The sequence below is a fragment of the Streptomyces sp. NPDC045678 genome, from assembly GCF_056432085.1.
The window spans coordinates 21581-44077 of the sequence record NZ_JBWKJS010000011.1; the positions used below are offsets into that span (position 1 = coordinate 21581).

General features: G+C 72.4%; 17 protein-coding genes and 2 pseudogenes. 11 read left to right on the top strand and 8 right to left on the bottom strand.

The genetic code is table 11. The features are described from left to right. The first annotated feature begins 12 nt into the window (after positions 1–12). Both AC07DO_RS32900 and AC07DO_RS32905 read left to right on the top strand, forming a co-directional pair. Positions 13–435 (top strand): hypothetical protein, encoded by a 423-nt coding sequence (locus tag AC07DO_RS32900; protein ID WP_479064941.1) that lies wholly within the window; start codon positions 13–15, stop codon positions 433–435. A gap of 19 nt (positions 436–454) precedes the next feature. Beyond that, a pseudogene (locus tag AC07DO_RS32905) lies at positions 455–841 on the top strand (LuxR C-terminal-related transcriptional regulator); the annotation flags it as partial. Positions 842–859: 18 nt separating this feature from the next. On the opposite strand, the gene AC07DO_RS32910 reads toward AC07DO_RS32905, so the two are convergent. The 3 genes from AC07DO_RS32910 to glgX form a co-directional block, all read right to left on the bottom strand. Further along, positions 860–2245, bottom strand: a complete 1386-nt coding sequence (locus AC07DO_RS32910; RefSeq protein ID WP_479064942.1) for a carbohydrate-binding protein — start codon at positions 2243–2245, stop codon at positions 860–862. 126 nt (positions 2246–2371) lie between these two features. After that, positions 2372–3325: a LysR family transcriptional regulator gene (locus AC07DO_RS32915; protein ID WP_479064944.1), complete on the bottom strand. Its 954-nt coding sequence runs from the start codon at positions 3323–3325 to the stop codon at positions 2372–2374. Between the two features lie 91 nt (positions 3326–3416). Next, positions 3417–5711: a glycogen debranching protein GlgX gene (gene glgX / locus AC07DO_RS32920; RefSeq protein WP_479064946.1), complete on the bottom strand. Its 2295-nt coding sequence runs from the start codon at positions 5709–5711 to the stop codon at positions 3417–3419. Positions 5712–5865: 154 nt separating this feature from the next. Between glgX and AC07DO_RS32925 the strand changes: the two genes are divergently transcribed. The 7 genes from AC07DO_RS32925 (at position 5866) to AC07DO_RS32955 (ending at position 13195) form a co-directional block, all read left to right on the top strand. Further along, positions 5866–7068, top strand: a complete 1203-nt coding sequence (locus tag AC07DO_RS32925; protein ID WP_479064948.1) for a L,D-transpeptidase — start codon at positions 5866–5868, stop codon at positions 7066–7068. A 208-nt stretch (positions 7069–7276) separates the two neighbouring features. Further along, positions 7277–8515: a L,D-transpeptidase gene (locus tag AC07DO_RS32930; RefSeq protein ID WP_479064950.1), complete on the top strand. Its 1239-nt coding sequence runs from the start codon at positions 7277–7279 to the stop codon at positions 8513–8515. A gap of 100 nt (positions 8516–8615) precedes the next feature. Then, positions 8616–9383 carry an enoyl-CoA hydratase/isomerase family protein gene (locus tag AC07DO_RS32935; RefSeq protein ID WP_268773574.1) on the top strand — a complete coding sequence of 256 codons (768 nt, stop codon included), beginning with the start codon at positions 8616–8618 and terminating at the stop codon, positions 9381–9383. 273 nt (positions 9384–9656) lie between these two features. Further along, the gene (locus AC07DO_RS32940; protein ID WP_150186326.1) at positions 9657–10160 is read left to right on the top strand and encodes an ATP-binding protein; all 504 of its coding nucleotides are present in this window, start codon (positions 9657–9659) and stop codon (positions 10158–10160) included. Positions 10161–10551: 391 nt separating this feature from the next. Then, positions 10552–11340: a polysaccharide deacetylase family protein gene (locus AC07DO_RS32945; RefSeq protein WP_479064953.1), complete on the top strand. Its 789-nt coding sequence runs from the start codon at positions 10552–10554 to the stop codon at positions 11338–11340. Further along, positions 11340–12554: a YncE family protein gene (locus tag AC07DO_RS32950; RefSeq protein ID WP_479064955.1), complete on the top strand. Its 1215-nt coding sequence runs from the start codon at positions 11340–11342 to the stop codon at positions 12552–12554. Before AC07DO_RS32945 ends, AC07DO_RS32950 begins: the two co-directional genes overlap by 1 nt. 89 nt (positions 12555–12643) lie before the next feature. Further along, positions 12644–13195: a glycoside hydrolase family 25 protein gene (locus AC07DO_RS32955; protein ID WP_479064957.1), complete on the top strand. Its 552-nt coding sequence runs from the start codon at positions 12644–12646 to the stop codon at positions 13193–13195. A 25-nt stretch (positions 13196–13220) separates the two neighbouring features. On the opposite strand, the gene AC07DO_RS32960 is transcribed toward AC07DO_RS32955, so the two are convergent. Continuing rightward, positions 13221–13880 carry an NADPH-dependent F420 reductase gene (locus tag AC07DO_RS32960; protein WP_479064959.1) on the bottom strand — a complete coding sequence of 220 codons (660 nt, stop codon included), beginning with the start codon at positions 13878–13880 and terminating at the stop codon, positions 13221–13223. Between the two features lie 94 nt (positions 13881–13974). Here AC07DO_RS32960 and AC07DO_RS32965 point away from each other — a divergent pair. Further along, positions 13975–14133, top strand: a pseudogene (locus AC07DO_RS32965) (DUF1062 domain-containing protein); the annotation flags it as partial. Positions 14134–14209: 76 nt separating this feature from the next. On the opposite strand, the gene AC07DO_RS32970 reads toward AC07DO_RS32965, so the two are convergent. Beyond that, entirely contained in the window at positions 14210–14422 is a 213-nt protein-coding gene (locus tag AC07DO_RS32970; RefSeq protein ID WP_150172461.1) for an EF-hand domain-containing protein, read from the bottom strand. A 238-nt stretch (positions 14423–14660) separates the two neighbouring features. On the opposite strand from AC07DO_RS32970, the gene AC07DO_RS32975 reads away from it, so the two are divergent. Beyond that, entirely contained in the window at positions 14661–17678 is a 3018-nt protein-coding gene (locus tag AC07DO_RS32975; protein ID WP_479065402.1) for a helix-turn-helix transcriptional regulator, read from the top strand. A 14-nt stretch (positions 17679–17692) separates the two neighbouring features. Here AC07DO_RS32975 and AC07DO_RS32980 read toward each other — a convergent pair whose 3' ends face one another. From AC07DO_RS32980 to AC07DO_RS32990, 3 genes are all read right to left on the bottom strand, one after another. Then, on the bottom strand, positions 17693–19963 hold the full coding sequence (locus AC07DO_RS32980; RefSeq protein ID WP_479064961.1) for a hypothetical protein: 2271 nt from the start codon (positions 19961–19963) through the stop codon (positions 17693–17695). A gap of 173 nt (positions 19964–20136) precedes the next feature. Next, positions 20137–20781: an SUKH-4 family immunity protein gene (locus AC07DO_RS32985; RefSeq protein ID WP_479065404.1), complete on the bottom strand. Its 645-nt coding sequence runs from the start codon at positions 20779–20781 to the stop codon at positions 20137–20139. 148 nt (positions 20782–20929) lie between these two features. After that, on the bottom strand, positions 20930–22492 hold the full coding sequence (locus AC07DO_RS32990; protein ID WP_479064963.1) for a glycoside hydrolase family 13 protein: 1563 nt from the start codon (positions 22490–22492) through the stop codon (positions 20930–20932). Between the last annotated feature and the right edge of the window lie 5 nt (positions 22493–22497).

Below are 22497 nucleotides of genomic sequence, written 5' to 3' on the forward strand. Positions count from 1 at the left end.
CAACGGCAGCCGGTGAAACGGCAGCCGGTGGACCGGCAGCCGAGCGCGCCGACCACCACAATCGCCATCCTGGCCGCCGTCTGCCTGGGCCTCACCCTGGCCGCCTCCGCCGTCCTGCCGCCGCTCCAGTTCGACCCGCGCACGCCGCAGAGCCGCGTCGACGACGTCCTCACCCCTGCCGGGAGCCCCGCCGCCTCCCGCTCGCTCCAGGGCAGGGAGAAGGCGTCCAGGGACATACGGAAGGCGATGCTGCGCAAGCACCGCATCCTGGTCGTCGCGGACGCCGACGACCACCCCGGGGGCGGGCGCGACACCGTCAGGCGCAGGGTCCTCGTCGACCACTTCACCCGGTGCGCGGACACCGGGACGCGCGGGCGCCGCGTCCAGGCCCACGAGCGGGGCCGGAGGTGTGCCGCACGGCCCACGGGGTCGTAGCCCGGCATCAACCGATCGGCTCCTCACCACGTACGACACCGACTCCGACACGCTCCCCGCGATCGAGGCGGGCGCCACCGGCTACCTGCTCAAGGACGCCCCGCGCGACGAACTGTTCACCGCGGTCCGCGCCGCCGCCGAAGGACGCACCGTCCTCTCGCCCGCCGTCGCGTCCCGCCTCGTCTCACGCGTGCGTGCCCCCGGCAACGAACCGCTGAGCACCCGTGAGAGGGAAGTGCTCGCGCTCGTCGCCAGGGGCACGTCGAACCGTGAGATCGCCGCGGAACTCTTCATCAGCGAGGCCACGGTCAAGACGCACCTCACCCACATCTACGGCAAGCTCGGCGTCAAGGACCGTGCCGCGGCCGTCGCGACGGCGTACAACCGCGGCATCCTCAGCGCCTGACCGGCAGGCCCGCGGGCGTTACGCCTGCTGCCAGAGCGCCGGCGTGTTCGGCGGCTCCCAGCCCGGCTGCGCCTGGTGGCCCTGGAGGCAGCGGTAGGTGCTCCCGCCGTACGTGACGGAGTCACCGGCCGCGTACACCTTGCCCGCGGCCCACGTGCCGCCCGGCTCCGGCTCGCCAGGACCCGGGTCCTCACCGCCGCCGGTGGTCTTCAGCGTCAGACCGAACCGCTGGAGCAGCGGGTTGATCGGCTGGTGGTACGTCGTACCGCCGCTGGAGCAGTTGCCCGAACCGCCCGAGGTGACGCCCTGCGCCTGGCTACCCGATATGTAGGAGCCGCCCGAGTCGCCGGGCTCCGCGCAGACCGTCGTCCGCGTCACGCCGCTGATGGTGCCCTCGGGGTAGGTGACGCTCGTGTTGTGCTGCGAGATGGTGCCGCAGTGCCACCCCGTAGTGGAGCCCGACCGGCAGATCGACGCACCCACCGGGGACTGCGTCGAGCCCCCGACGCCGACCCGCTGGCCGCCCTGGCCCTTCACGTACGGGGTGGCGGTCCACTGCGTGTTCGTGGCGACCCAGGCCATGTCGTTCCCGGGGAAGACCGACGCCTGGAACGAGCCCTGGGCCACCTGGTTGTAGCCGGTGGTCGCGGTGCCGGCGCGCCCGCAGTGACCGGCCGTGGCGAAGCCCTGCTGGGTGCCCTTGGTGATCGGGAAGCCGATGGAGCAGCGGCCACCCATGTAGTACGCCTCGCCGCCCACCAGGTCGTACAGCGGCCGCGGTCGCTCCGCCGTCCGCTCCACGCGTACGAGGGAGGAGTCCACGCCCGCCGCCTCGACGAGGGACTTCGCGGCGGACGTCCGCACGGCCCGCACGACGACCGCGTTGGAGCGCACGTCGACGTACCAGACCGGCGCGTCACGCGTCGCCGTCCTCTTCGCCGCGCGGTCGAGACGGGCCTTGGCCGCGTCCAGCCGCGCGACCGAGTGGCCGACGACCGCGGCCCGCGCGCCCCGCGCCTCGATCCTGGGGACGTCGGCGGCGTCGGTCGTCGCCACGGTGAGCTTCGCGGAGGTGGCGCCGTGCACCCAGGCACCCGCGAAGTCACGGCCGAGCGCGTTCCGCAGGGCTCCCGCGACGGCGCCGGCCTCGGCCTCGTTGACCAGACGGGCCTCGGCCTGCGCCGACGTGAGGCCGAGGTCGCGCTGCATGGCCTTCAAGACTCCGGGAGAGGTCTTGCCGACGGCGGCGCTCTCGGCGGGGGAGAGCCGGGGAGAGGAGAGGGAAGCGGGGGAGGAGGAGGGGGAAGCGGACGCGGCGCCGGGCAGACCGGCGAAGACCAGCGCACCGGCAGCGGTGACCGCGGCACACGCGGCGGCGACACGTCTGTGATGGGTGGGGAGCATACGAGGTCTCCTCGTGGTGCCAAGGACGAGCGGGGATCGCCCACACGGTAGAACTCTCAACAGCCCCCGAGGAGCTGTCATTCGACCCCGTACGCCGACGTTATGGACCGCCCGTGCGTCATCGGGTCACGGAGACGGCGGCGAGGGCGCCGAGAGCCAGGCCGTATAGCTCTCGCTGCGCGCCGCCGCCTCCGCGTGCGCCGCGCGGGCCTGCGCGAAGACCGCCGCCGCCGTGTCGTGGGCCGGCGCCGCCGGATGCCAGCCCAGCAGGTGCCGCCAGTACAGCGGCGCCCCGGTGAGCGGCCTGGTCACCAGGCCCGGCGTCGGCGGGAACGTCGCCCGGCAGAGCCCCACCGCCCGCCCCACCTGCACCAGATGCACGCACGACGCGACATCCGTCTCGTACACGCGCGACGGCGTGAACCCCGCCCGCGCGCACGCCGCCGAGAAACAGTCCGCGAAACACCCGTCGCCCGGCACGTCCGTCCACGCCTCGTCCGCCAGCAGCGAGAGGTCGATCTCCTGGACGCCCGCCAGCGGATGGGAGGTGGGCAGCATGACGAAGACCGGATCACGGGCCACCTCGCGCCACACGAGGAGTTCGCTCTCCGGCGGCGCGCTCGCCCCGCACGTGCCGACCAGCGCGAAGTCGAGGCGGCCCTCCGCCGTACGGGACGCGAGTTCCCGCTCCGACCACGAGGTGTGCGTCGACACCGGCACCCCCGGGTACGCCGCGGCGAGCCGGTCCACCAGCGCCCCGAGCAGCGGCCCGTGGATGCCGCCGAGCCGGAACCCCGCCCCGCCCTCCCACGCCCGTACGAACCGCTGCGCCTCCTCCCGCAGCCCGCTCACCGCGGGCAGGACCACCCGGGCCCGCGCGAGCACGAACTCGCCGAGCGCCGTGGCCCGCACCCCGTGCCGCCCCCGCTCGAAGAGCGGGCCGCCCAGGGCGCGCTCGATCCTCTTCAACTGCGCGCTCAGGGCGGGCTGGGCGAGCCCGAGCGCGGTGGCGGCCTTGGTCAGGCTGCCCGCGTCGGCGATCGCCCGGATCGTCTTGAGGTGCCGCAACTCCAGGTCCATAAGGCGAGCTTGGGGTCACCCAAGAGCAGGGGCAAGACATAGGTACGGACCAAGCGCGCGCATATTTCGGGGCCCCGCGACAGCACCGGTGTCAGGTGGTCACCCGCAGCAGCAGCACCGACCTCCCCGGCACCGTCACCGTCTCGCCCGCCCGGTGCACCGTGCCGGGCGGCGTGGCCTGGTCCTCCAGGGATGTATCCACCACCACCTCGTACGCGTCCGCCCACGGCGGACCCGGCAGCACGAATGCCGACGGCTCCCCGTCCGCGTGCAGCACCGCGAGGAAACTCTCGTCGACGACCGGCGCGCCCCGCGCGTCCCTGCCGGGTATGTCGCGCCCCGACAGATACATGCCGAGCGTCGCCCTGGGCGCGTACCAGTCCGCCTCCGTCATCTCCCCGCCGCCCGCCGTGAACCAGGCCAGGTCCCGCAGCCCGTCCGCGGAGTGCGCGCGCCCGGAGAAGAACGCCCGCCTGCGCAGCACCGGATGCCGGTGCCTGAGCTCGATGAGGCGGGACGTGAGCGCGAACAGCTCCCGCCAGCCCGGCTCCTCCCTGAGCCCCCAGTCGACCCAGCTGATCTCGTTGTCCTGGCAGTACGCGTTGTTGGAGCCGCCCTGCGTGCGGCCCATCTCGTCGCCCGCGACCAGCATCGGCACACCGGTGGACAGCAGCAGCGTCGTCATCAGGTTGCGCAGCTGGCGCCTGCGCAGCGCCGTGACGTCCGCGTCGTCGCTCTCGCCCTCGGCGCCGCAGTTCCACGCCCGGTTGTCGTCGGAGCCGTCCCGGTTGCCCTCGCCGTTGGCCTCGTTGTGCTTCCGCTCGTAACTCACCAGGTCCCGCAGCGTGAAACCGTCGTGCGCCGTCACGAAGTTCACCGACGCGTACGGCCTGCGCCCGCCCCACGCGTACAGATCGCTCGACCCCGACAACCGGTATCCCAGATCCCGTACGTCCGGCAGCGCGCCCCGCCAGAAGTCCCGCACCGCACCCCGGTAGCGGTCGTTCCACTCCGTCCACAGCGGGGGGAAGGCCCCCACCTGATAGCCGCCGGACCCCACGTCCCACGGCTCGGCGATCAGCTTCACGCGCCGCAGCACCGGATCCTGCGCGATCACCGCGAGGAACGGCGACAGCATGTCGACGTCGTGGAAGGAGCGCGCCAGCGCCGCCGCCAGATCGAACCGGAACCCGTCCACCCCCATCTCGGAGACCCAGTACCGCAGCGAGTCGGTGATCAGGCGCAGCACGTGCGGCTGGACGACCTGGAGCGTGTTCCCGCAGCCGGTGTAGTCCGCGTACCGCCGCGCGTCGTTCTGCTGGAGCCGGTAGTAGCCGCGGTTGTCGATGCCCTTCAAGGACAGCATCGGGCCGAGCTCCCCGGCCTCCGCCGTGTGGTTGTAGACGACGTCCAGGATCACCTCGATGCCGGCCTCGTGCAGCGCCCGCACCATCCGCCGGAACTCACCGACCTGCTCGCCGCGCGTCCCGGACGCCGCGTAGGCCGCGTGCGGCGCGAAGTAGCCGATCGAGTTGTAGCCCCAGTAGTTGCGCAGCCCCCGCCGCAGCAGATGGTCCTCGTGCGCGAACTGGTGCACCGGCAGCAGCTCGACCGCCGTCACCCCGAGCCGTACGAGATGGTCGAGCGCCGCCGGGTGCGCCAGCCCCGCGTACGTGCCGCGCAGTTCCTCGGGCACCCCCGGATGGAGCTTGGTGAAGCCGCGCACGTGCAGTTCGTAGATGACCGAGTCCGCCCACGGCGTCTTCGGCCTGCGGTCGTCGGTCCACTCGTCGTCCGGCGCGTCGTCGTGCACCACCACGCCCTTCGGGACGTACGGCGCCGAGTCACGGTCGTCGCGGACCGTGTCCGCCACATGCTGCTGCGGCCAGTCCCGCACATGCCCGTACACCTCGGCGGGCAGCGATCCGTAGTCGAGCCCCGGGCCGCCGTCCACCGCCCGCGCGTACGGATCGAGGAGCAGCTTCGCCGGATTCCAGCGGGCGCCCGTCCACGGGTCCCAGCGGCCGTGCACGCGGTAGCCGTACCGCTGCCCCGGCCGCACGCCCGGCACGAAACCGTGCCATATCTCGTGTGTCAGCTCGGTCAGCGGACAGCGCGTCTCCACCTGCCCGTCGTCGAACAGACAGAGCTCCACCGCCTCCGCCCCGCCCGCCCACAGTGCGAAGTTGGTGCCCGCGACCCCGTCGGGCCCGACCCGGAAGCGTGCCCCGAGCGGCGTCGGCGCCCCCGGCCACACGGGTCGCGTCGGCGCCGCGCGGGTCGCCGCCCTCCTGTTCCCGTTCAATGCCGGCGCGGGCCGCTCCGTCGTGTCGCGCCCCATCGCCCGCGCCTGCTGCACTGCCTCTTGCTCGGGTGCGCTCGCCACCTGTCGGCCTCCCGCGGCTCCGTCGGTCGACGCGCGAAGAAGGGCGTGCGGCGTCCCGGCCGCGGCTCCCCAAGCGTCGTCCTCCCCATGGTTCTGCCCACCGCACGCGTCGCACTCACGTTTCCCCGGCAGGGGGACGGTCGTTGGGACCCACGTGAATCAGGATGCGAGGCGCGCACGGCGCGCAGGGGCCGCGCTGGCCGCGGTACTGACATGGGCGGGGCTGCTCGCGGGCTGCTCCTCCGGAGGGGTCGACGGACTGATGGGGAAGCCCCGCTCGTCGGCGGACGCGATCCGGGTGTCACCCGACGACGACAGCAAGGGTGTCAAGGCGGACGAACACCTGGAGGTGAAGGTCCCGGACGGCCGCCTCGAGTCGGTGAAGGTCGTCCGGACGCAGGACGCGCAGGAGTTCGACGTACCGGGCCGCATCGACGAGGACGGCATGACGTGGCGCCCCCTCGACCGGGGGCCGCTCGCGCTGGCCGCCACGTACGAGGTCGACGCCGTCGCCACGGACGGCCACGGCCGCCGCTCGGCCCGGCACACCACCTTCCGCACGTACGTCCCCGACGAGCGCTTCATCGGATACGTGGCACCGGAGAACCGCGCCACCGTCGGCACCGGCATGATCGTCTCCCTGGAGTTCAACCGGGAGATCGAGAACCGCGGGGCCGTCCAGCGCGCCATCCGCGTCACCGCGCACCCGGACGTCGACATCCGCCCGCACTGGTTCGGCAAGAGCCGCGTCGACTTCCGCCCCGAGAAGTACTGGAAGCCCGGCACGAAGGTCACCGTCGGCCTGCGCCTGCGCGACGTCCAGGCGGCCCCCGGCGTCTACGGCCTCCAGGACAAGAGCTTCACCTTCACCGTCGGCCGCGACCAGCAGTCCCTCGTCGACGCCGCCGAGCACACCATGGAGGTACGCAGGGACGGCGAGCTGCTCTCCACCGTGCCGATCACCGCGGGCGCCCCCAAGACCACCACGTACAACGGGAAGATGGTGGTGACGGAGATGCTCGAGGTGACCCGCATGAACAGCCGCACCGTCGGCTTCGGCGGCGAGTACGACATCCCCGACGTCCCGCACGCCATGCGCCTCACGACCTCCGGCACCTTCCTGCACGGCAACTACTGGTCGCCGGACGCCCCTGGCAACACCAATGTCAGCCATGGCTGCGTGGGCCTGCGCGATGTGAAGGGCGGCAGCTCACGCACGCCCGCGGGCTGGTTCTTCGACCGGAGCCTCATCGGGGACGTCGTCGAAGTGATCAACAGCAATGACAAGAAAGTCGCTCCTGACAACGGCCTCGGCGGCTGGAACATGGAATGGAAGGACTGGGTGAAGAACGCCTGATCCCCTGGATGATCGCCGGGTGACCACCGCGTGACCACCGGGTGATCATGGTCTGCCCGCACCCCCGGGACAGTTGGAACTGAACGGTGACATTGGCGGGGACTGTTCGCCGGGAACCGTGTGGTTATCTATCGCTTGCGCGTGTCCGAAACGCGCAGGTGCACTGGGGTGCGGGCCTGGAACAGGCCGTGCGAGGGGAGACGAGATCGTGAACGGGCGACCGATATCGGGGACGTCGGTTGGCGCGCGCGTGCGCGCGCGACGGCGGGGCGCCAGAACTCTGACGGCGGCGGTGTCCGGGGCGACGCTGCTGTTCGTCGCGGCGTGCGGCGGGGGTTCGGACTCGGGCGACGGTGACGGCAAGGGCGAGGCGGACAAGAACGCCCCCTCGGCGGCGGTCGTCACCATAGCCCCCAAGGACGGCGCGGACGCGGTGGCCACCAGCGGCGCCCTGAAGATAGCCGCGGCCAAGGGCAAGCTGTCCGAGGTCGAGGTGCGGGACGGCAAGGGCAATCCGGTCCCCGGCAAGATCACGTCGGGCGGGACGAGCTGGACACCGGCCCACCATCTCGCGGCCGCGACGAAGTACAAGGTCCACGCCGTGGCCAAGGACTCCGAGGGCCGTGCGTCCGCGAAGGACACCGTCTTCACGACACTGACCCCGAAGAACACCTTCATCGGGCAGTTCACTCCGGAGGACGGCTCGAAGGTCGGCGTCGGAATGCCGTTCTCGGTCAACTTCACGCGCGGCATCACCGACCCGGACGCGGTCGAGAAGGCCATCCAGATCAAGACCGAACCGTCCGTGCCCGTCGAGGGCCACTGGTTCGGCAACGACCGCCTCGACTTCCGCCCGGAGAAGTACTGGAAGGCCGGCACGAAGGTCACCGTCAAGCTCAACCTCGACGGCGTCGAGGGCCGCCCGGGCGTCTACGGCAAGCAGACCAAGACGCTGAACTTCACCATCGGCCGGAGCCAGGTCTCCACCGTCGACGCCAAGACGCACCAGATGAAGGTCGTCCGCGACGGCAAGCAGATCAAGAAGATCCCGATCACCGCGGGCGCCCCCGGCACCACCACGTACAACGGCGAGATGGTCATCAGCGAGAAGCTGCAGGTGACCCGGATGAACGGCGAGACCGTCGGCTTCGGCGGCGAGTACGACATCAAGGACGTCCCGCACGCCATGCGCCTGTCCACCTCCGGCACGTTCCTCCACGGCAACTACTGGTCGGGCGGTGCCTTCGGCAACACCAACGCGAGCCACGGCTGCATAGGCCTGAGCGACGTGCGCGGCGGCTACAGCAAGAAGACGCCCGCCGGATGGTTCTTCAACAACTCGCTCATCGGCGACGTCGTCGTGGTGAAGAACTCCGCGGACAAGGAGATCCAGCCGGACAACGGCCTCAACGGCTGGAACATGTCGTGGGAGGAGTGGAAGGCCTAAGCCTTCCCGGCGGGTGAATCCGCCTCTCCCGTACCGGGCCCGGCGCACTGTGACCAAGTGCACCGGGCCCGGTTCCGTTAGTCCCCGTTAACCTGCTGCCATGACTGCAACCCTCGAAGTCGCCGAAGGCGTCGGCACGATCCGCCTCGACCGTCCCCCGATGAACGCCCTGGACATCGCCACCCAGGACCGCCTCAAGGAGCTCGCCGAAGAGGCGGCGCGACGCGACGACGTGCGCGCCGTGGTGATCTACGGCGGCGAGAAGGTGTTCGCGGCGGGCGCGGACATCAAGGAGATGCAGGCCATGGACCACGCGGCCATGGTCGTGCGCTCCGGGGCGCTGCAGGAGTCCTTCACCGCCGTGGCCCGCATCCCCAAGCCCGTCGTCGCCGCCGTCACCGGCTACGCGCTGGGCGGCGGCTGCGAGCTCGCCCTCTGCGCGGACTTCCGCATCGCCGCGGACAACGCCAAGCTCGGCCAGCCCGAGATCCTGCTCGGTGTCATCCCCGGCGCGGGCGGCACCCAGCGCCTGGCCCGGCTCGTCGGCCCGTCCAAGGCCAAGGACCTGATCTTCACCGGCCGCCACGTGAAGGCCGACGAGGCGCTGACCATGGGTCTGGTGGACCGCGTCGTGCCCGCAGCCGAGGTGTACGAGCAGGCGCACGCGTGGGCCGCGCGGCTGGCGCGGGGTCCCGCCATCGCGCTGCGCGCCGCCAAGGAGTCGATCGACGCGGGCCTGGAGACGGACATCGACACGGGCCTCGCCATCGAACGGACGTGGTTCGCAGGTCTGTTCGCGACCGAGGACCGCGAGCGGGGCATGCGGAGCTTCGTGGAGGAGGGTCCCGGCAAGGCCAAGTTCGTCTGAACTGGGCCGTGCATGCGCCAAGTTGAAGAGGCGTCAGCGGCGGGGTCCCTCGATGGGGCGGATTATGGACGACTTAACAGAGCCTTAAGCGCACCCGTCGAAAAGCTTTAAGTGATCATGCGTAAGCGGGAGGTCATCGCAGGTCACGGCCGCTACAGCGGCTCTTAACTGCCACTGGCATATGTCAAACCGGCTCCCCGGAATGGATGGTTCCGGGGGGCTTATTCCGCCGGAACGGCCACGGAGAGCGCTCTGGGCGGCCATGATGGGGGGATGGCGGGGCTGGAGGGTGACGAACGGCCGCGGCGGCACGGCAGTGCGACCGCGGCGCGCTGGTCGCCGGCGGTTGAGGACGAACACGCGCTGAAGGCGCTCGAGTTGTTCGGCAATCCCACGGACGCGGAGGTCCCGCTGCCGTCGCGCCCGGAGTCCGCCGCCATCGCGCGCCGCCTCGCCCAGGTCGTGGTCCTGCGCCACTGGGGGCTCTCCCCGAAACTCACCGAGGACGTCGTCCTCCTCGTCTCCGAACTCGTCGGGAACGCCGTGCGGCACACCGGCGCCCGCGTCTTCGGCCTGCGCATGCAGCGGCGGCGCGGCTGGATCCGGGTGGAGGTCCGCGATCCGTCGCGCGGGCTGCCCTGCCTGTTGCCCGTCCATGAGATGGACCTGAGCGGCCGCGGCCTGTTCCTCGTCGACAAGCTCTCCGACCGGTGGGGTGTGGATCTGCTGCCGCGCGGCAAGACGACGTGGTTCGAGATGCGGGCCGCCGACCGCTGATCCCCGGGATCCGCCGGGATACGCGAAAGCCCCCGGCTGCCGTGGTCGGCGCGAGGGGGCCTTCGTGAAGCGGCGTGGACATGGGGGTGTGATCCACGGCCGCCGGGACGACCTGAGCCCGGGTCAATGGGGGTCGTGTCCCCGACTATGGCAGACGGGCGTCACCCGATCCAAAAGCCCACACCTGAATAAAAGCGGGCAAACCGTCACAGTTTAGAGGTGAATCCTTGGTGAGATGGGACACCTGCCTGGTAAACGCTGGTTAAGCGGCGGCTGTGACAGGCGATAAGCAAGGGTCGAGAGGCTGCTCGCCGGGTGCGGGCCCCGACCCGTAACACCGCCGAAGCGGGCAATCAGCGCCTTTTCCATGTTTTTCCCATTAAATGGTCCGGTGATCGAGACCGACCGCCGCAGAGCCCTGCGCGCGGGCGCCGGCCTGGTCGCCGCGGGCGCGCTGACCACCGGGTGCGCCGCGACCGGCCCCGCCGCCCCCGCACGCGACCGCCCGCCCGCAGCCACTACCCCCCGCCCGGCCGGGCCCGCCCCGGCCGCCGCCCCCGCACCCCGCCGCTTCCCCGGCCTCCCTGCCCAGATCAGCCACGGCCCCCGGGCCCGCCCCCAGGTCGCCCTCACCTTCCACGGCCAGGGCGACCCGGCCACCGCGAAGGCGCTGCTCGCCCAGGCGGAGAAGGCCGGAGCGAGAGTCACCGTGCTCGCCGTCGGCAGCTGGCTCGACGCCCACCCCGACCTGGCGCGCCGCATCCTCGACGGCGGCCACGACCTGGGCAACCACACCCACCACCACCTCGACATCAACGCGATGTCCGAGGCCGACGCCTACGCCGAGATCACCGGCTGCGCGGACCGCCTGCGCCGCCTCACCGGCTCCGTCGGCACCTGGTTCCGCCCCTCGCGCACCCGGACGGCGACCCCCCTGGTCGAGCGCCTCGCCCACCGCGCGGGCTACCCGCACGTCCTCTCGTACGACGTCGACTCGCTCGACTTCACGTCGCCGGGCGCCCCGGCCGTGGCCCGTACCGTCGCCGGCCAGATCCGCGGGGGGTCCGTCGTGAGTCTGCACTTCGGGTACGCGGACACGGTGGCCGCCCTGCCCGCCGTCCTGGAAGAACTGGAACGCCGCGGCCTGCGCGCGGTCACGACCACGGAGCTGCTGACCTGATGCACCTGAACCCGAACGAGACGCTGCCCCACGCCCTGCGGCTCAAGGCCACCAAGCGCACCGCGGCCGTGCTCGCAGCCGGCGCCGTCCTCGCCGCCCTCGCGGGTTGCGGCGGCGGCAAGGGTGACACCGAAGCGCTCGGCACCGAAGGCGTCCGCAAGCCCGCGAAGCCGAAGGCGGCACCGGGTCTGCCGGGCATGCCGCCCGTACTCGACCCCAAGGACGCGTACGCCGCCGACCGCCCCAACGCGCTCCAGCCGGTGGCCAAGAAGTTCCTCGAGCGCGTCTACGTCCCCAACACCGAGTCCAACACGGTGTCGGTCATCGACCCCAAGAAGTTCGAGGTCATCGAGACGATCAAGGTCGGCAACCAGCCGCAGCACGTCGTCCCCTCCTGGGACATGAAGACGCTCTGGGTCAACAACGACCTCGGTGACAGCCTCACCGCCATCGACCCCGTCACCGGCAGGACGGGCCGTACGGTCGAGGTCTCCGACCCGTACAACCTCTACTTCACGCCGAACGGCAAGCACGCCGTCGTGATGGCCTCCATGGACCGCGAACTCGTCTTCCGCGACCCGAAGACCATGAACCGCGCCAAGACCGTCCCCGTCACCTGCGCCGGCGTCAACCACGCCGACTTCTCCATGGACGGCCGCTACTTCATCGTGTCCTGCGAGTTCTCCGGCGAACTCCTCAAGGTCGACACGGAGAAGATGGAGGTCGTCGGCCAGCAGAAGATCCCCTTCAAGGGCGCCATGCCGCAGGACGTGAAGATGTCGCCCGACGGCAAGACGTTCTACATCGCCGACATGATGGCGCACGGCATGTGGGTCCTGGACGGCGACAAGTTCACGAAGCCGAAGCTGATGCCGACGGGCAAGGGCTGCCACGGCCTGTACGTCAGCCGCGACTCCAAGGAGATGTACATCTCCAACCGGGGCGAGGGCACCATCTCCGTCTTCGACTTCCCGAAGAACAGACTCACCAAGAAGTGGAAGCTCCCGGACGGCGGCAGCCCCGACATGGGCGGCGTCTCGGCGGACGGCAACACCCTCTGGCTGTCCGGGCGTTACGACTCCGAGGTGTACGCCATCGACACCCGGACCGGAGTGCAGCTGGCCCGCATCCCGGTCGGCGAAGGACCGCACGGCCTCGCGGTGTACCCGCAGCCGGGCCGCTACTCGCTCGGGCACACCGGGATCTTCCGTTGAACAGTTGATGGTTGACGGTTGGCCGTAGCCGACAGCGGGCACCAAACGGGCAGTTCAGGTACTGCCTAGCGCCCAATCTGGAGGCGCCCGTGATCCGTGGCATCGACGTCAGCTCCCACCAGACGACCTTCGACACGGACGGCTTCTCCTTCGTCTTCATAAAGGCGACGGAGGGCCGTTCATACATCAACCCGAAACTGTCCGCCCAGACGAAGCGCGCCCGCGACGGCGGCTGCGTGGTCGGCTACTACCACTTCCTGTGGCCGGGCAACATCAAGGCCCAGGCGGAGTACTTCGTGAGCAAGGCGCCTGAGGAGGAAGGGGACCTGCTGGCGGCGGACTGGGAGTGGACGGGCAACCACACGCGAGCGAGCAACGGTGAGAAGGACCGCTTCATCCGGGAGGTGAAGCGGTTGCGCCCCCACCACCGGGTTCTCCTGTACTGCAACCGGGACTTCTGGCTGAACCACGACACCACGTCCTACGCGGGCGACGGACTGTGGATCGCCGACTACGTCAGCGCGGGCAAGCCCCGCATCCAGGCGAAGTGGAAGATCCACCAGTACACGTCGACGCCGCTGGACAAGAACGTGGCCCACTTCGAGAACGAGGACGCGCTGCGGGAGTGGGCCACGCCCTGAGTGCCGTCCCAGGAGGGCGCGTCGGTCAGGCGCGCCACTCCGCCGTACGCTCCGGGGACGCCGCGTCCAGCGCCTTGCGGATCTCGTCCGTTCCACCGACGTTCCCGTACACGGGAGTTCCGGGCTGCTGACGCCAGGAGTCGTCCTGGCCGCCGTTGTCCACGGTGTCAAAACCGAGGTCGTCGATGAGGTCGCGCACGATCTTCTTGGCGGCCTCGTCGTCGCCGGAGACGGGTAGGGCGACCCGGCCGGGGGCGCCCTTGGGCAGGGGCTTGTCGAGGATGTCCTGCGCGTAGGTTCCGTTGAAGGCCTTGATGACGGGGTGGCCGATCTGCCGCTCCGTCCAGCGGCTCTCGGTCAGGCCGTCCTCGATCTCGGCGATCTTCCCGTCGCGCTGCTGCGGGTAGTAGTTGCCGGTGTCGATGACGGCGACGTCCTCCGCCGCGCCGTCGAGGAAGCCCGCGGGCAGATCGGGGACGGCCTTGAGCGGGATGGTCACGACGACGACCTGCGCGCCGCGCGCGGCCTCGCCGACGGTGACAGGCTTCGCGCCGGTCTCCTCGGCGAGGGCGGTCAGGGTGTGCGGACCGCGCGAGTTGGCGACGGAGACGTCGTGGCCGAGAGCGGTGAGGCGGCGGGTGAGGTTGCCGCCGATGTTGCCCGCGCCGATGATGCCGATCTTCATGACTGACTGCCTTTCCGAGGCGAGGCGGCGGGGTGCCGCGGTCGTAACGGAGGTAACCTCCGGATCGGCGGGGGTATTCCGGCACCTCGACGAGCGCGTCACGGGTGACGGGCCGGACCGTCCCGACGACGAGTCGCTCGACGTCTCGGTCCGCCTCGCGGCCCGGATCCCGGTCCGGCTGATCGCCGAGGGCTGCGCGGTACGGCCGGGCGGCAGGCTCTCCGGGGGCTTCACCTTCCTGTTGAAGCGCTGACGGCACGGGAAGGGCCCGGCACACCAGGTGTGCCGGGCCCTTCCGCTGCGTCGGTTCGCGGCCGACCCACCGACGACTACTTGTTCAGGCTCGCCCAGAACTCGTCGAACGAGAGACGCTTGTCCGCGTCGGTGTCCTTCGTGCCGATCACGGCCTCGGCCACCGCCTCGGTCTGGTAGAAGTCGCCCATCCTGGCCATGGCGCTCTTCCACTCCGCCGCCGTGATGAAGCCGTCGCCGTCCGCGTCGAACTGCTCGAACGTCTTGCGCGCTTCCTCGATGTCCGCCACCGGATCCACCCCTTCTTGGTGCACTACTGACGGGGGTTAGGGTAGCGGCCGCGCAGGGGCCCGATGACAAGGAGTACGCCCCATGGCCAGCGCTTCCTTCCGTGTCCCAACCGTGACCTTTCTCCATATCTTGTGCACGAACTGAGATCCCGGCCCGCGTCGCGCGCGAGGCGGGTGCGGTACAACGTCACCGAGGGGGCCGCGCGCCTCCGTGAGGGGGGCGTGGGCTGTGGTGGAGATGGTCGGAGGCGCGGCGGGGTCCGCGGGGCGGGCGCCGTTCGTGGGCAGGAGTGCGGAGCTCGGCCGCCTCGAAGCGCTCCTTCGGAACCTGGGGGCGACGGAAGCCGCGGGGGCGACGGGGGGCGTCGTCGATGTGGTCGGGGACCCGGGCATCGGCAAGAGCAGGCTGCTGACGGAGTTCGCGGCGCTCGCGCGGGCCCGGGGCGTGACCGTGCTGCGGGGGAGGGGGTCGGAGAGGGCCAGGGAGCGCCCGCTGCGGCCGTTCACGGACGCCTTCACCGAACTCGACCCGCGTGCGCGCCGTGCGTTCCCCTCGCTGGGCGGGCTGCCCGCGGTCGTGCGGGGGGAGGCCGGCGACGCGTGCCCGGACGTGGTCCCGGGGGCGGTCCCCGGCGTGGTCTCGGGCGCTGACCTCTTCGATCTGTGCCGGGTCACCGCGGTGGCGCTCGGCGGTGTCGGCGGGCGTGGTCTCGTCGTCGTCCTCGACGATCTGCACTGGGCGGACGAGGCGACCGTCGAGCTCGTCGACCACCTCGTACGCCACCCCGTGCGCGCCCCGTTCCTGCTGGCCGTCGCCCGGCGCGAACGGCAGTCCCCGTCGGCGCTCTCCGCCGCCCTCACGCGCGGCCTCGACTCCGGTGTCGTACTGCGGACCGCCCTCGGCCCCCTGAGCGGCGACGCGTTGATCGACGGGCTTGCCGCCGGGGTGCCGCGGGAGCGGGCCGCGGAGATGTACGAGGCGAGCGAGGGCAGCCCGCTGCACTTCCTCGCTCTCCTCCACGGCGACCACTCGGCGGCGTTCCTCGACGAACTCGCCGCGCTCTCCCCCTTGGAGCGGGCCGCCATGGACGCCGTCGCGGTGCTCGGCGAGCATGCGAACACGGAGCGGATCGCCTCCGTGACGGGAGCCGACCGCTTCGAACTCGTCGCGGCACTGCGGGTGCTGGTGGACCGCGACCTGCTCAGACCGGACCGTCGCGCCCGCTGCCTCGCCCCTCGCCATCCGCTCCTGCGTGCCTGGATACGCGAGGCCGTCGACCCCTGGCGCCGCCTCGAGCTGCACCGCGCGGCCGCCGTCGAACTCACCCGGACCGGCGCGTCCCTCACCGACCGCGCCCATCACGTGGAGGAGTCCCTGTCCCGCTGGGATCCCAAAGCGGCGGCGGTCCTGACGGAAGCCGCGGAGCAGGCGGTCGCCACGGCCCCCGCCGACAGCGCGCGGCTCCTCGGCGTGGTCCTCCGCGTCCTGCCCGACACGCCCGAACACCACGCCACCCGCAGCGAGTTAATGCTCAAGAAGGCGACCGCACTCGGCATGACCGGCGCCGTCAAGGAGAGCAGGGACCTGCTCCACCGGCTCATCGCGACGCACCGCCCCGCCCCGGAAGGGCCGGAGGGCGGAGACGCGCTGCGGACGTCCGCCGTCGTGCAGTGCGCCTTCATGGAGCGCATCCTCGGACGGTACGCGGCGGCCGGCGCCCTGCTCCGCCGCGAACTCGACCGGCGCCCCGGCCCGCCGCCCGCCCAGCGCACCGGCCTGGTCGTCGAGTGGGGCGCCCGCGCCCTGTTCGCCATCCGCTACCCCGAAGTGCGCGACGAACTGGCGAACGCCCTTGCCGACGCCCGGCTCCGCGGCGACGAACTCGGCGCCGCGGAAGCACTGACGCTGGCCGCGCTCGGGGAGGTGTACGAGGGGGAGACCGCCGCGGCGCGCACGTACGCCGCCGAGGCCGCCGCGCTCACCGACGTCACGACCGACGCCGACCTCGCCGGGCAGTGCGAGTCGCTGGTGCGCCTGGCCTGGAGCGAGGTGTTCCTCGACGACTGCGCCGCCGCGCAGCGCCACTCCGAACGCGGCGTCGACATCGCCCGGCGCACCGGCCGGCCCTTCGCGCTGGCGCAACTGCTGCTCACCGGCGCGTACGCCCGCCTCACCACGGGGCGCCTGCTCGAAGCGCTGGAGTGGGCCGACGAGTCCGTCGCGGTCGCCGAAGCGCTGGGCGGCGCCGAACTCCTCGGCTTCAGCCGGGCCATACGCGCCCTCATCCTCATGCAGGTGCGGCCGGCCGGTGACCCGGAGGTGCTGGCCGCGGCCGAGGAGGCGGCCGCGACGGTCGGGACGGTGGCGGGCTGGTGGGCGACGGTGTCCCGGTGCCTCCTCGCGTACGCCGCGCTCGGCGCGGGCGACCCGCACCGGGTGCGGGACATCCTCCTCGACGCGGGCGGTGACAGCGACCTGTCCCGCGTACAGCCCTCGATGCGGCCCAACTTCTTCGAGCTGCTCGTCACCGCGTCGCTGGCCACCGGGGACGTGGCGGACGCGGAACGCTGGGCGTCCCACGCACTCGCTCTGGCGGACCGTCTCGGCCTGCCCGTCCAGCGGGGCGCGGCCCTGCGCGCCGTCGGGCTCGTCGCGGCCCGCCGCGGCGAACTGGCCGCGGCGGCGCGGGCGTTCACGGAGTCGGCGCACGAATGCGCGCGGGCCGGGGCTGTTCTGCGGGAGGCCCAGAGCCTCCTGCTCGGCGCCCCCTTCGCGGCCGCCACGGGCGACACCGCCCGAGCCGCCACCATGTCCCGCCGCGGCCTCCGCCTCGCCGAGGAGGGCGGCGCCCGACTGCTCCTGGACATGGCGGCGCGGGGGCGGGCGGAAGGGGAGAGGGCGGCGGGGCGGGGGCCGAGAGGCGCGGACGCGCCCACCACCCCGCCCCCTTCGGGCGGCCCCGCGCCCGGCCCGACACCACCCGCACCGCCGGGCCCGCACGCCGACGTCCCGCCACTGCCGTCCGGCCCGTTCGCGTCCCTGACGCCGCGCGAGCGCGAAATCGCCGCGCTGGTCGCCGAGGGCCTCACCAATCAGGCCGTCGCCGACCGGCTCTGCCTCAGCACGCGCACGGTCGAGAGCCACGTGGGCCGGGTGTACCGCAAGACGGGCGTCACCTCACGCGCGGCCCTGGCAACGCTGGTGACGCGCTGTGCCGCGGGGCCGCCCGGGGGCCCCGAGGGCTCCGGGGAGTAGAGGGATGTGGCCGGTCAGCACGGTGGTGTACGGCCCGGCCCGGCGATCAGGTCGCACTCCTCCGCGAGGAGCGCCAACGTGCCGTCCGGGTCCGGGCGTTCGCGTACCGCGGCAGCAAGGCGCCGGGCCCGGATCGCCGCCTCCTCCCGACGGCCCAGGACGAACTCCAAGCGGGCGGCGAGGAGTTCCGTGGGGTGCAGGTCCGCCAGACCCGGCCCCCCGCACGCGCGGAGCGTCTCGATCGCCCGTTCCGTGTGCCCGAGCGCGGCTTCAAAGGCGCCTGCGTTGGCCGTGTACTGCTCGGCGGTGCCCCACTCGGCCAGCGGCGGGCCGTCTGCGTGTTCCATCGCGAGGCGCGCCAACTGGGCATGGGTGCGGCCCAGTTCCACCTGCAGCTCCGTGCGCTCCGGGTCCTGTTCCGCCTCCTCGGCGTGGCGCCGGTTGGTGTCCAGGGTCTCCGACATGACGGCGTCGGCCGCGGCCGGGCCGTGTGCGGCCAGCGTCTCCCACGCCCGGGCCCGCCGCGCGCGGACCAGGGCGCCGTGCTCGCCGAGGGCGCGCCAGAGTTCCTCCGCGCGCACGTAGGCCCGGGCCGCCTCCGCGGGCTGTCCGGCCAGGCCCAGCGCCTGCGCCGCCCGCTGGGTGAGGGAAGCCTCCTCGTGCCGGCCGTCGGGCGAGGCGCGGGTGAGTTCGGCGGCGTGCAGGAACTGGGCCGCTGCCAACGCCGGGTGGTGCGTGCGGAGGTGGCTCCGGGCCAGCCAGGTGTGCGCCCGGGTGCGGTCGTCCGCTTCGTGGGCGTCGCCGAGGTCGGGGATTACGGACTCCAGGACCGCTACGGCTTCGTCGTGACGGCCCGCCTCGCAGTGCAGCCCGCCGAGCCGCAGCCGGGCCAGCGCGCTGAGGTGCGGGCTTCCCCCGGGCAGCCCCGCGAAGTACGCGGCGTCGGTCAGGAGCCGTGCCGCCTGCGGGCCCGCCCCGTCGCCGGACGAGACCAAGGACTGCGCGAGAGTCAGGCACAGCCGGGCCCGGTTCAGCGGGGACAACGACGACGCGGAGTCGGATTCGTGGTCGTGACCGTGACCGTGCCGGTGGTCGCGGGGGCGTGGTGCGAGGCGGGGCGGCCGGATGTCCAACGGCAGGTCGGCCACGAGTGGTTCCGCGGCCATGCGGGACCGTGCGCCGTCCGAGACGGTGGTCGTGCCGTTGCGGCGGTCGAAGCGGGCCGCGAGGCCGAGGGCCGCCTCCCGGGTGTGGTCCAGGAGCGTCGCCGCCGTCCACGCGCCACCCGGCGGCCCCGGCACCGGACGCTCCCCGCGGCCCGTCTCCACCGCGCGGCGCATCAGCAGCGCGGCGCCGACCAGCCACTCCAGATGGTCGAGCGGGTCACCCGTGTCGGCCCAGCGCCGGCTCTGCTCGGCGAGGATCCGCAGGCCGCGCGGCTCGTTGCCGGTGAGCGCGCAGAACTCGACGTGCAGCCCGACGACGGGGCCGAACGCCTCGTCGGAGCGGACCAGCCGGTAGCCGCGCAGGTGGTGGTCGCGGGCCCGGTCCGTGCGGCCGAAGCGGACCAGGGGCAGCAGCGAGCGGGCGAGGGTCTCGTGCGGCTCGCGATGACAGCTGTGGGTGCCGCTCAGGACAGGCTCCCATCCGTCGAGAGCCGCCCGGTCGTCGCCCAGGTCCAGCTGCCGCAGGCCCTCCGTCGCGTACTCGCAGGCCAGACAGTCGGCCATGGCGTCGCGGGCCGCCGCCGTCCACGCCGCGTACGCACGAGTGGCGCGGGACGCGTCGCCCAGATGTCGCGCGAGCCTGAACTCGGCGCCGTGCGCGGCCCGTTCGGAGTAGCGCGCCGTACGGTAGCGGCGCCGCATCCGGGACAGCCACGCCTCGACCTCGGTGAGCGGGACGTCGGGGTGCTGCCGCGCGTCGGTCACCACCCACTTGAACATCCAGTGCAGCCGCCGGACGTCGTCCTCGCCGAAGTCCGCCGGATTCTCGTCGTACAGGCGCAGCAGCCGCCGGAACGGAACGAACGTCCGCGCGCACTCGCCGCCGAAGCTGTACGAGTGGACGAGGAGGGTCAGCGCCGCCACGAGCAGGGGGCGGTCGCCGGTGGCGGCGGCCTCGTCGACGAGCGCTTCGGCACGTGCGGTGCGCACCCTGCCGTACGGCTCGGCGTCCAGCCGGAGGACGGCGCCGAGGAGCTCGTGGTGTTCGGGGCGGCCGTGGCGCTCGTCGCGGGCCCGGGCGCGGGCGTGAAGGTTCCTGATCGCGCCCTGCGGGCCCATGTGCGTTCCTAGTTCGGACGATCCGGGTGGGGTGCGGACGCGGCGCGGCGGGACGCACGCTGCTCGGCTCCCCATGGATGCGCATACATCCTCCGCCAGCTTTTCAGGGCGCGGGCGGTCCCGGCATCCGTAGAACTACGCAAACGGCTACGCAAACCGTCCGAAGGACCCGGTCATCCGTAGAGCGAGCGCCCTCCCGGGCTGTCACCCGTGAAGCGCTGACCGGCGGCGATCTCGTCGCCGACCACCCACCACATGGTCTCGTCGTCCCGGAAAGGGAGCGGGTCGACGCGGCTCGTCTCCTCGCGGATGCCGTCGACCTCGCGCTCCAGCCGCTCGAAGCCGGCCTCCTCCTCGTCGCCGTCGTCGCCCTCGTCGTCGAAGGTGAACTCGTCGAGCAGGCGCTGGAACCGGAGGGTGACGTGTACGAGGGAGGAGACGTCCGCGTGGAGTTCCTGCGCGGTCTCCTCGTCGGGGTCGAAGGCGTACACCTTGCCGGAAGCGGGGTCGAGGACGAGGTGCGCGTTGAGCAGCCAGCCGATGACGGGCCAGGCGCCCGCTGCCTCGGCCCCGCCCTCGACGCCCTCCAGACCCTCGAAGTCCTCGACGTCGACGACCTCCCGGACGAGCGGCAGCAGCCCGGAGTCCTCGTCGGGCTCCCGCAGATGGAGCGTCCCGGTGGGGACGCCGACGGCCTGGAGGAGCCGGGCACCCCGCGTGTCCGCGGCGGAGGCGGGAAACGCGGACGCGGGCAGCGTCGCGAGCCGGTGCTCGCCGAAGATGCCGGTGACCGCGGAGCGGGTGACGTCGAAAAGCACTGCCGGAACTCCGAACTCGCGGCGCGGCACAGGCGCCGGGTGACGCATGGCGGAAGGGGAGCCCTCGCGCTCCCCTTCCGCCATGGTCCCCGAAATCCCGCCCTGCCGACAAACGAGAACCGGGGGTGTGCGGCCCGGCCGCGGGCGCTCAGGCCCGCAGCCAGACCGCGGTGTCCTGCGGCAACCGCCCCCGCGGGGACAAGGGACCGCTGGCCAGCAGGAGTTCGGTGTCCGCGGGCGGTGCCACGTCGTCGGGCCCGAAGTTGACCAGACAGATCAGCGTGGCGCCGTCCCGCTCGCAGGTGCGCGCGAAGGACAGCACGCGCGGCTCGTCGGCGCGCAGCCGGCGCAGCGGTCCCGCGTCGGCGAAGGAGCGCCGCAGCCGAAGCGCCGTCCGGTACAGGGAGAGCATCGAGCCCGGGTCGTGGGCCTGGAGCTCGGCCGCGTACGCGGACCAGTCGGGCGGCACCGGCAGCCAGCTCCGCTCCGGGGCGCCGTCCCAGGGCAGCGGCACCCGGCAGCCGTCCCGGCCCGGGTCGAGGCCGCCCGACCGGGCGTGCATCGGGTCCTGGATGCGGTCCCGCGGGATGTCCGCCTCCGGCAGCCCCAGCTCCTCGCCCTGGTAGAGGTAGAGCGAGCCGGGGAGCGCCAGGGTGAGCAGGGCCGCGGCCCTCGCCCTGCGGGTGCCGAGGGCCAGGTCGGTGGGGACGCCGAACCGTTTGCGTTCGAAGGCGAAACCGGTGTCCTCGGCCCGCCCGTACCGGGTGACGGTGCGCGTCACGTCGTGGTTGGCGAGGACCCAGGTGGCGGGGGCGCCGACCGGGGCGTGCGTGGTCAGGGTCAGGTCGATCGACTCCCACAGCCGCGCCGGGTCCCACGGCCGGGACAGGAAGTCGAAGTTGAAGGCGGTGTGCAGCTCGTCCGGGCGCAGGTAACGGGCGAAGCGTTCCGCGTCCGGCAGCCAGATCTCGCCGATCAGCGCGGCGCCGTACTCGTCGGCGATCCGCCGCCAGGAGCGGTAGATGTCGTGCAGCTCGGGCCGGTCGTGGAAGGGGTGCGGGCGGGCCGGGTCCATGGAGGGCAGTCCTTCCGCCTTGGCGAGGAGCGCCGCCGAGTCGATGCGTACGCCCGCGGCGCCGCGCTCGAACCAGAAGCGCAGCACGTCCTCGTGTTCCTGCCGGACCTTCGGGTGGGCCCAGTTGAGGTCGGGCTGTTCGGGCGCGAACAGATGGAGGTACCACTCGCCGTCCTCCGTGCGGGACCACGGCACCCCGCCGAACTCGCCCACCCAGTCGTTGGGCGGCTCCGGCGAGTGCGGCCGGAAGTGGAACAGCTCCCGCTCCGGGGACCCTGGCCCTGCCGCCAGCGCCGCCTTGAACCATTCGTGCTGGTCGGACACATGGTTGGGCACGACGTCCACGATGCAGCGCAGGCCCAGCTCCCGGGCCTCGGCGATCAGCTTCTCGGCCTCGCCGAGGCTGCCGAACGCCGGGTCGATGGTGCGGTAGTCCGCGACGTCGTAGCCTCCGTCGGCGAGCGGCGACAGGTACCACGGGGTGAACCACAGGGCGTCCACGCCCAGTTCGGCCAGATAGTCGAGCCGGGAGCGGACACCGGCCAGGTCGCCGGTGCCGTCGCCGTTCCCGTCCGCGAAGGAACGGACGTACACCTGATAGATGGCAGCGCTGCGCCACCACTCCGTGCTGGGCAAGGGGA